Raw genomic sequence first — 8659 nt, 5'->3', positions numbered from 1 at the left:
CACTAGGACTATTCGTTGACCACTAGAACGGTTTTGCCGATCGCGGTGCCGGAGTCGAGGTGGTTGTGGGCCAAAGCTGCGTCGCCAAGCTGGAAAACCTTGTTCATCTGGTGCTTGATGGCCCCGCTTTCAATGAGTGGCCACACGTGCTCCTCGGTCGAACGGCAAATCTCGGCTTTCATCGCGCGTGGGCGGGCACGCAGCGTGGTCGCGTGGACGGAGAGGCGGCGCGGCATCATACGGCCAAGGCTCAGCTCGCCTTTCGGCCCACCTTGCACCGCGATGACAATGAGTTTGCCGTCCGTGGCCAGCGATTTGATGTTGTCCTCAAGGTACGGTCCGCCGACAACATCCAGGATGACATCGCACGAACCGTGCAGCTTATCGACGAAATCCTCCTCCCTATAGTTCACCAAAATATCCGCCCCAAGCTCCTGGCAGTAGTCGAGCTTCTCGTTCGACCCGGCAGTGACAGCGACCTCGGCGCCGAGTGCCTTGCACAACTGAATGGCAAAAGATCCGATGCCACCCGCACCACCGTGGATGAGCACGCGGTCGCCCTCGCTGACCCCGGCGAGCATGCCCAGGTTCGACCACACGGTCGTGGCCACCTCCACCACTGCGGCGGCCTCCGTCAGGGTGAGGCCTTCCGGGATGCGCATGAGCTGGCCTTCTGGCACCGCCACATACTCGGCGTACCCACCCCCAGCCAGCAGACAGGCGACCTCCTCGCCCACCTGGCGGCCCGTATCCCCCGCATCCACGATGGTGCCGGTACATTCAAGCCCAATGATCTCCGATTCCCCCCGCGGCGCCGGGTACTTTCCCTCCGCCTGCACCAAGTCAGCGCGGTTCACACCAGCGGCCGCAACCTTGACCATGACCTCACCGGATTGCAGCTCTGGCATGGGAATTTCAGTCAGTTCAAGGGAACGCGGATTGTCAGGATTAGTCACCGTGATTGCCTTCATGCCCACCCAGGGTAGTTGGGTGAAGGCTTATGTGTTGTAAAGTTTCTCCTTGCTGCCGTTGGTAGCAAGGAGACGTGGCAGAGCGGCCGAATGCACTGGTCTTGAAAACCAGCGAGGGTCACACCTCCGCGGGTTCAAATCCCGCCGTCTCCGCAAATTGTCATCAGTCGGGACATGGTGGACAAACAGGCTTCTTGGTTTTTATTTTTCCAAGGCGCGGGTTGCGGTTCGCTCTTTCTTGAAACCGATTTTTAGTTCGTTCTGTCGGTTCTAATGTTCTCTAGTTTCTCGCGGAATTCGGGCGAGCCAGCGGAGATGAGACGTTGAAACATGCCATCGTTCTTCATGCGCTTTCTTTCTCGCTGGGAATGGCGTCTTTGCTCGATCTCCCAGAAGCGGGTTGTGTTAACGAGGGTTGCGTCGCCGATGGGCACCTTTCGTCACTTACCCCAGTGCGAGTTACTGACTGCGTTTATATCAAAAATGGTCCGGAAAATGGCCTGAAAGTGTCATAAACTTACACAGTTTCACATTTGCAGCCCGTAAGTTTTCGGGTTGTCAGTATTTCTACTTACCCCACTTTATGCTCGGAGGATTGTCCTCTTGCAGGCGTGACTGAATTCTCCACTGGGGAGGGGAGATTCGGTCTTTCTGGAGGTCATCTCACGTAACCTGGGGCGCATGAGGCTCGACAATATAACCCGCCCCTTGCTGGCGTCCTTTTTCGCCGCGGTCGCGTGGAGTGTTTTAGGTGGGCTAATCTTGCCGGAGCCCAATCTCGCCTACGACGAAGGAATTGCGTCGTGGATTGTGTCCATGCTGGTCTCAGTAATGCTGGTTGGATCAATGGCCGTTTTCGCCGGTGATGGCTCGTCAGCTCGGGGGATGACCAGCGCGCGGAGCATTGTCGCAGCAGCTACCGGCGCAGGAATTGCCGTGCTTGGCGATCTGGCATTCCTATTTCTCACTACGCCGCCCGACGGGCAGGACGGCCTGGCCGTCGCCTATGTCGTGTTCTTCTACATCCCGCTACTTTTTCTCGGCGGATGGGCTGCCAGTGCCGCGATTAATCGGATGCGTAGGTGGTACCGGCAAGTAAAGAAAGAAGGAGAGACCTAGCTGTCGGCTGTGAGCTAGGCCTCTAACTTTGGAGTCGCCAGCGTCTGGTGTGTCAGGTTAAGGTCGACCATCGTAACCTGCCAGGCGCGGAGGGCGTTGGGGCAAGGCAATAGTCGGCGCCCTCTTCGGACGTGAATCGGAATCGACAAATCGCCTAGCTCCGAGGGCATGAATTCTTAGAACAGGCCAGTCGGGTTCTCGTCGTAAGAGACGAGCATGCACTTGGTCTCCTGGTAATGCTCGAGCATCATCAAGTGATTCTCGCGGCCGATACCGGACTGCTTGTAACCGCCGAAGGCTGCGTGAGCAGGGTAGCTGTGGTAGTTATTCACCCACACGCGGCCAGCCTGGATACCGCGGGCAGCGCGGTAGGCGTTGTTCTGGTTGCGGCTCCACACACCGGCGCCAAGACCGTAGATGGTGTCGTTGGCAATCTCGAGAGCCTCGTCCAGAGTTTTGAAGGTTGTCACGGCCAGGACCGGGCCGAAGATCTCCTCGCGGAAGAAGCGCATCGAGTTGTTGCCCTTAAAGATCGTCGGCTCGACGTAGTAGCCTCCCTCCAACCCTTCGAGCTTGGCGACGTTGCCGCCGGTGAGAACCTCCGCGCCCTCCTTCGGCCCGGACTCCAAGTAGCCGGAGATTTTGTCCAGCTGCTCCTGGGAGGCCTGGGCGCCCATCTGTACTGACGTATCCAGCGGGTTGCCGGTCTTAATCTGCTTGACGCGCTCGACCGCGAGCTTCAGGAACTCATCAGCGATGTCTTCGTGGACCAAGGCTCGCGACGGGCAGGTGCAGACCTCGCCCTGGTTCAACGCGAACATGGCCAGGCCCTCAATGCACTTCTCGCGGAATGCGTCGTCGGCGTCCATGATGTCGGGGAAGAAGATGGATGGGGACTTGCCGCCGAGCTCCAGCGTGATTGGAATAATCTTGTCGGACACTGCCTTATTGATCACCTGGCCAACGGCAGTCGATCCGGTGAACGCAATCTTGGAGATCCGGTCGCTTGCGGTCAGCGCAGCACCGGCCTCGGTGCCGAGGCCATTGACGATGTTGAGGACGCCGTCCGGAAGCAGATCGGCGATGATCTCAGTGAGCATGAGGATCGACGCGGGGGTCTGCTCTGCAGGCTTGAGCACGATGCAGTTGCCGGCAGCGAGGGCCGGGGCGATCTTCCAAGCGGCCATCAGGAGGGGGAAGTTCCACGGGATGATCTGGCCGACGACGCCGAGTGGCTCGTGGAAGTGGTAGGCGACCGTGTTGTCGTCGATCTGCGAGATGCGCCCCTCCTGCGTGCGGGTGGCGCCGGCGAAGTAGCGGAAGTGGTCGATTGCGAGCGGGATGTCAGCGGCGAGGGTCTCGCGGATGGCCTTGCCGTTCTCCCAGGTCTCGGCGACGGCAATCTTCTCAAGGTTTTCCTCCAGACGGTCCGCGATGCGGTGGAGGATCAGCGCCCGCTCGGCCGCAGGAACCGAGGCCCAGGAGTCCTTTGCTTTGTGTGCGGCGTCGAGGGCGAGCTCAATGTCTTTCTCGTTAGACCGCGGAACCCGGCAGAAAACCTCGCCCGTGACCGGGGTGGAGTTGTCCATGTATTGCCCGTCTACTGGAGGTGTCCACTTACCGTCGATGAAATTCTCGTACTGCTCCTTGTATGTGAAAATTGCATCGGGGGTGCCGGGGTTGGCGTAAACAGTCATGTAGACACGTCCTTTCGATAGGGAAACAAAAAACGTACGAGCAAACTTTAATCTGTGACTCGCGCCACAGTCAATACCTATTTTTCATCGCCTTTGCGAGAGATGCGATTGCTGCCGACCCTAAATCTGCCCCGACGTCGCCGTGAGAAATTCCAGAATTGCCCGCACACGGCGGTTTTCCTCGCCGGGCTCCAGATGCAGCTTCATAAAGATATTGGACACGTGTTTCGCCACTGCACTCCAGAAAGCACGAGGTCATCGGCAATCTGCTTATTGGACTTGCCTCCTGCCATCAGCTCCAGCACTTCGCGTTCGCGCGCCGTCAAACTGGCTAGCCCCGATTTGCCGGACTGCATCAATGCCGTCGCCACATCAGGGTCAATCACCACGCCACCACCTGCGACGACTTCGAGCGAACCCAAGAAGTCCAGCACCTGGCCGACACGGTCTTTGAGCAAGTGCCCGGTCCCGCCGGTCCCACCACTCGAACCGGCACCACCCGAACCGGCACCACTAGCCACACCAGCACCAGCGCCACCACCCGGCGAGAACAACTCGCGCGTATACGCCGGCGCCACATACTGCGACAGCACCATCACATTCAGCTGCGGATAGCGCTCGCGCAACTCGACCGCCGCCCGCAGGCCGTCATCGCTCATCTTTGGAGGCATGCGCACATCGGTTATCACTAAATCTGGCAGCTCGCCCGTGTCATCAAAACGGTCATCGGTGTCCGCCACCAGGCCGTGGGCAGTGTCGACCATCGCAATCACTTCATGTCCACGCTTTTCGACGAGCCCCGCGACCCCCTCCCGCAGGAGTGCCGAGTCATCCGCAATGACAATTTTCATTTCTTCTCCGCACCTTTCATTTCCACGCTTTCCATTTCCGCACCTTCCATTTCTCCAATGCCCGATTCCCAGCGGTTCAGCATCAAAGGAATTCTGGCTATTACCTGCGTTGGACCGCCTTCGGGAGAGTGCATGGTCATCTCACCATCAAAAGTGGCCAGGCGCTCTTTCATACCCCGCAATCCGCGCCCCAATTTTGCCCCGCCTGGGCCTTGGTCCGTAATTGAAATATTCAGTGTTTGATCTGAGGTGAGCAATACAGAAACAGGAGCTTTTGGCGCATATTTCGCCGCATTTGTCAGCACTTCTGCACAGAAAAAATATGCCGCGGCGAGCACGCTGGTTGCGTCCCTTAGTGTGGTGTAACGCTTGCTGATGGTGGGCCCCAGAAAATAGGGGGCGGCCACCGTAAGTCAACCTTTCGACTCAACTACCACATCTCACCGAAAGGAACATGACGATGACCGCTGCACCGCATTCTATCGACCCGACAACCTATTTGGACGATCTGCTCGCCCAAGTATCTCCGGATCTGATGCGCCAGATGCTGCAAGGGTTTACAACCAGATCCTCTCCGCCCAGGCCGACACTGTCTGCGGGGCTGAATACGGGGTTGCATCCACCGAGCGGGTCAACCACCGCAATGGGTATCGCCACCGCGCCTTGACACCCGTGTCGGCACGATCGACGTGGCAGTACCGAAGCTGCGCCACGGCGCGTTCTTCCCAGACTGGCTGCTAGAGCGTCGCTCACGAGCAGAACGGGCCTTATCGACTGTGATCGCCACCTGCTACCTCAAAGGGGTCTCCACCCGCAGGATGAATGATCTAGTGGCAACGCTTGGGATTTCCAACATGTCGAAATCGCAGGTCTCACGCATGTCGGAAGAACTCGACGAAATGGTCGCAGACTTCAAAAACCGCCCACTTGATCCCGGCGGGTACGCCTACCTGTCCTGCGACGCATTGACGATCAAAGTGCGCGAAGGCGGCCGGGTAGTCAAATGCTCCGTACTTTTGGCCACCGGGGTAAACGCCGACGGGTACCGCGAAATGCTCGGCATGCACGTTGCCACCGCAGAATCCAACGCATCGTGGAAAGGCTTCTTCCAGGACTTTAAAGCCCGTGGACTTACCGGTGTATTCCTTGTCACCAGTGATGCCCACGAAGGCATCCAGCACGCCATTTCCGAAGTGCTGCCCGATGCCTCCTGGCAGCGGTGCCGCACCCACTTCGCGAAAAACCTCTACGAGAAGGTCCCCAAAATGCAGTGGCCGATGGTCTCTGCGATGTTCCAGACGATCTTCCAACAACCTGACGCCGCATCCACCTGGGCTCAAGCCCGCGAGGTCGTCGACCTACTGGAACCGAAATTCCCGCAGGTTGCGGCGTATTTGGAGGAATCACTCGATGAAGTGCTGGCGTTTACCGCAGCACCAAAACCAGTCTGGACAAAAGTATGGTCCAACAACCCCGCAGAACGGCTCAACCGGGAGATCCGCCGGCGCACCGATGTCGTTGGCATCTTCCCGAACCGTGAATCCATCATTCGGCTTGTCGGTGCAGTCCTAGCCGAACAACACGACGATTGGATCCAGCAAAAGCGCTACATGTCACTGACCACACTCGAACACGCCAAACACCTCATGCACCACCCAGGAGGTGATCATGGCGACTACCACCAACTAACCGCCTAACCACAACCCCAAACTTCATACCGAGCCGAAAGCACAAACCGCTACACCACTACACGGGACTTGACCATCCATGATGACTAGGAGTCGTTCCTCTCTATTAGAGGCTAATGTTCCGAGGCGGTTAATGGCTTGGATGAGACAGTGGTTTTCACGGTCCTGAGAGGCTTCCTTCGTCTCACTCACCGGACCGATAGGTTTTTGCTGACCGTAGAAGAAAAGCTGGCCCCCGAGACGTCCCAGTTTCCGATAAATGCGTTGGATCGCTGGCATAATCTGGTCGCCATACTGATCAATGTTGGTGGTTGTCAGCAGTGCTGAACCTTTCTTTTCCCATTGATCAGAGGGAATCTCAGAGCGTTCGATCTCCCATGAAAGTAGCTTTTCTTTGACGTATTTGAAGTGCCCGCCCATTCGCCGGACGTTGTCGGCGGGAAGGACAAAACCGGCATAGCCAAAACACGGATGCGTGTTGTACTTGGGATGGTCATGCCGAATGTAAGGACCTTGGTGTCCGAACTCATCGAGGTAGGCAATCAGCATCTAGTTTCCTTCGAAAAGCACAGCGGCCAGATCACATGAAGCGATCCGGCCACCGGAATTAGCGCGGTACGTGTGTTTCAACGCCGCCACTGTGGATTCGATTATAAGGACGGTGTCTTGATTCTGGCAACCTCAGTGCTTGAGTGCTTTAGGAAAACGAGAGTTGAAGCTACTTGTCACTCTTGTCCTTGGAGCGGACTGCGCTGAACACGCCTTCCACAACCCAGGACGCCAGTGCCATGACGATGGCGCCGAAGAAGGCTGCCCAGAACCCAGAGATGTGCAGGCCGTTGCCCAGGCCGTTGGAGATCCAGCCGGTGAGGGAGAACAGGAAGGTGTTCACAATCAGGGAGAACAGTCCCAGGGTGAGGATCTTCAGCGGGAAGCTGAAAAAGTTCACTACGGGGGAGATGAACGCGTTGACGAACATGAACACCAGCGCGACCCAGACGAACGCCCAGAAGCCGCCGAAGATGTCTACGCCGGGGACGATTTGAACAACCAGCCACAGGGCGATCACGGTGGCTAGAACATCAACGAGAAAACGAGGCATGATGAACCTTTCTCAAGAGGATTAAGAGTTTGTTTAAGACTGTGCACTACTAACAACATCCCACGCGGAAAGAAATTCCGCAGCCTCATCGCGGTTGGTCACGGTGATGCGTAGGCCCTCAGGGAAAGCGCGGGTGAGCACACCGCGCGTAGCCAGCTGCGCGGCAACCCGTGGCGCCCACTCTGGGGCCGGGGCGGGGAGCCACACAAAGTTGGCCTGGGAATGCTGTGCCCCAATATGATCAGCAACCTCATCGCGCACATCCACGGTGTCTTCCACCCGTGCCAAGAGTTCATCGGCGTGCTTCAGGGAGGCCAGTGCGCCAGCCTGAGCCACGGAATTGACCTGGAAAGGTACGCCCACCTTGTTCATGGCGGTGATGAGTTCCGCGTTGCCGAAGGCGTAGCCCACGCGCACACCGGCCAGGCCGTATGCCTTGGAGAATGTCCGCAGACATACAACATTCGGGTACTCGCGCCAGATCTCCTGGCCGTTCACGGCATTCGGGTCCCGGTTGAACTCGAAGTAAGCCTCATCCAACGCCACCGTCACGTGCGGCGGAACCTGCGCCATGAACTCGGCGAACTCATCGGCCGTCACCACAGCACCCGTTGGGTTATTCGGGGTGCAAATGAACACCAGGGAAGTGGTGTCATCGATGGCGGAGAGGATGGAGGGGAGGTTCAGGGAGCCGTCGATAAGCAAGGGCACCGGACGAGGCTCCGCGCCGCAGATGCGCGCGAAGATGGGGTACGCCTCGAAGCTGCGCCACGGAAAGACAATGCTGTTTCCGGGCTGGGAGGTGGCTTGCGCGAGTTGCTGGCACAGCGCGGACGAGCCGCAGCCGAGCGCCACGTTGGCTGGCTCCACACCAAGGTGACGCGCAAGCGCATTGATCAGCGTGGACGCGCCCATATCAGGGTACCTATTGGCGCCGAGCGCAGCACGCGTCATCGCCTCTACCGCCGCGGGCAACGGCGCCCCTGCAACCTCGTTGGACGACAACTTCAGGGCATCCGGATCCGACGTTCCGGGGACATACGGCGGGATGGCAGCAAGGTCAGCACGGATCATGGTGGGCAAGTCTAGCGCGGCGGGGTTTTGGTTGCTTGCATGATTATGGGTAGTCTGTAATCCGGTCTGGAGATGTGCCAGAGTGGCCGATTGGGGCTCCCTGCTAAGGAGTTGACCTTTCACGAGGTCCGCAGGTTCAAATCCTGTCATCTCCGCC

General features: G+C 58.2%; 8 protein-coding genes, 2 tRNA genes and 1 pseudogene. 4 read left to right on the top strand and 7 right to left on the bottom strand.

The window, feature by feature from the left end; all coding sequences use genetic code 11:
- Positions 1-8: 8 nt before the first annotated feature.
- Complete coding sequence (locus HMPREF2129_RS10020; RefSeq protein WP_034666209.1) at positions 9-971, bottom strand: NAD(P)H-quinone oxidoreductase; 963 nt, start codon at positions 969-971, stop codon at positions 9-11.
- A 68-nt stretch (positions 972-1039) separates the two neighbouring features.
- Between HMPREF2129_RS10020 and HMPREF2129_RS10015 the strand changes: the two genes are divergently transcribed.
- Positions 1040-1124: transfer RNA gene (locus tag HMPREF2129_RS10015), tRNA-Ser, on the top strand.
- A gap of 609 nt (positions 1125-1733) precedes the next feature.
- Complete coding sequence (locus HMPREF2129_RS10010; RefSeq protein WP_150386974.1) at positions 1734-2090, top strand: hypothetical protein; 357 nt, start codon at positions 1734-1736, stop codon at positions 2088-2090.
- 176 nt (positions 2091-2266) lie between these two features.
- Here the strand turns inward: HMPREF2129_RS10010 and exaC are convergent, their stop codons facing one another.
- The 3 genes from exaC to HMPREF2129_RS09995 all read right to left on the bottom strand — a co-directional run bounded on the left by exaC (position 2267) and on the right by HMPREF2129_RS09995 (position 5045).
- Positions 2267-3787, bottom strand: coding sequence for an acetaldehyde dehydrogenase ExaC (gene exaC / locus HMPREF2129_RS10005; protein WP_034666204.1), 1521 nt, complete (start codon positions 3785-3787; stop codon positions 2267-2269).
- Between the two features lie 203 nt (positions 3788-3990).
- The gene (locus HMPREF2129_RS10000) at positions 3991-4638 is read right to left on the bottom strand and encodes a response regulator (RefSeq protein WP_376997954.1); all 648 of its coding nucleotides are present in this window, start codon (positions 4636-4638) and stop codon (positions 3991-3993) included.
- Positions 4635-5045: a sensor histidine kinase gene (locus HMPREF2129_RS09995; RefSeq protein ID WP_308410361.1), complete on the bottom strand. Its 411-nt coding sequence runs from the start codon at positions 5043-5045 to the stop codon at positions 4635-4637. The genes HMPREF2129_RS10000 and HMPREF2129_RS09995 overlap by 4 nt, the downstream gene beginning before the upstream one ends.
- Positions 5046-5098: 53 nt before the next feature.
- On the opposite strand from HMPREF2129_RS09995, the pseudogene HMPREF2129_RS09990 reads away from it, so the two are divergent.
- Positions 5099-6335, top strand: a pseudogene (locus HMPREF2129_RS09990) (IS256 family transposase).
- A 15-nt stretch (positions 6336-6350) separates the two neighbouring features.
- Here the strand turns inward: HMPREF2129_RS09990 and HMPREF2129_RS09985 are convergent.
- From HMPREF2129_RS09985 to HMPREF2129_RS09975, 3 genes are all read right to left on the bottom strand, one after another.
- On the bottom strand, positions 6351-6875 hold the full coding sequence (locus HMPREF2129_RS09985) for a DUF3800 domain-containing protein (RefSeq protein ID WP_146014994.1): 525 nt from the start codon (positions 6873-6875) through the stop codon (positions 6351-6353).
- Between the two features lie 169 nt (positions 6876-7044).
- Positions 7045-7428 (bottom strand): phage holin family protein, encoded by a 384-nt coding sequence (locus HMPREF2129_RS09980; RefSeq protein WP_034666202.1) that lies wholly within the window; start codon positions 7426-7428, stop codon positions 7045-7047.
- Positions 7429-7461: 33 nt separating this feature from the next.
- Positions 7462-8502: a histidinol-phosphate transaminase gene (locus tag HMPREF2129_RS09975; protein WP_034666200.1), complete on the bottom strand. Its 1041-nt coding sequence runs from the start codon at positions 8500-8502 to the stop codon at positions 7462-7464.
- A gap of 68 nt (positions 8503-8570) precedes the next feature.
- Here HMPREF2129_RS09975 and HMPREF2129_RS09970 point away from each other — a divergent pair.
- Positions 8571-8657 (top strand) — tRNA-Ser (locus HMPREF2129_RS09970).
- Positions 8658-8659 lie beyond the last annotated feature (2 nt).

The sequence above is a fragment of the Corynebacterium tuscaniense DNF00037 genome (assembly GCF_000759055.1).
Lineage (GTDB): Bacteria > Actinomycetota > Actinomycetes > Mycobacteriales > Mycobacteriaceae > Corynebacterium > Corynebacterium tuscaniense.
Note: the sequence above shows the minus strand (reverse complement) of the source record. Positions and strands in the feature narration are given on the sequence as shown.

Excerpts from the sequence above, each read along its gene's own strand:
- HMPREF2129_RS09975 (WP_034666200.1), bottom strand. The coding sequence starts at position 8,502 with ATGATCCGTGCTGACCTTGCTGCCATCCCGCCGTATGTCCCCGGAACG.
- exaC (WP_034666204.1), bottom strand. The coding sequence starts at position 3,787 with ATGACTGTTTACGCCAACCCCGGCACCCCCGATGCAATTTTCACATAC.
- HMPREF2129_RS10020 (WP_034666209.1), bottom strand. The coding sequence starts at position 971 with ATGAAGGCAATCACGGTGACTAATCCTGACAATCCGCGTTCCCTTGAA.
- HMPREF2129_RS09985 (WP_146014994.1), bottom strand. The coding sequence starts at position 6,875 with ATGCTGATTGCCTACCTCGATGAGTTCGGACACCAAGGTCCTTACATT.
- HMPREF2129_RS10000 (WP_376997954.1), bottom strand. The coding sequence starts at position 4,638 with ATGAAAATTGTCATTGCGGATGACTCGGCACTCCTGCGGGAGGGGGTC.
- HMPREF2129_RS09980 (WP_034666202.1), bottom strand. The coding sequence starts at position 7,428 with ATGCCTCGTTTTCTCGTTGATGTTCTAGCCACCGTGATCGCCCTGTGG.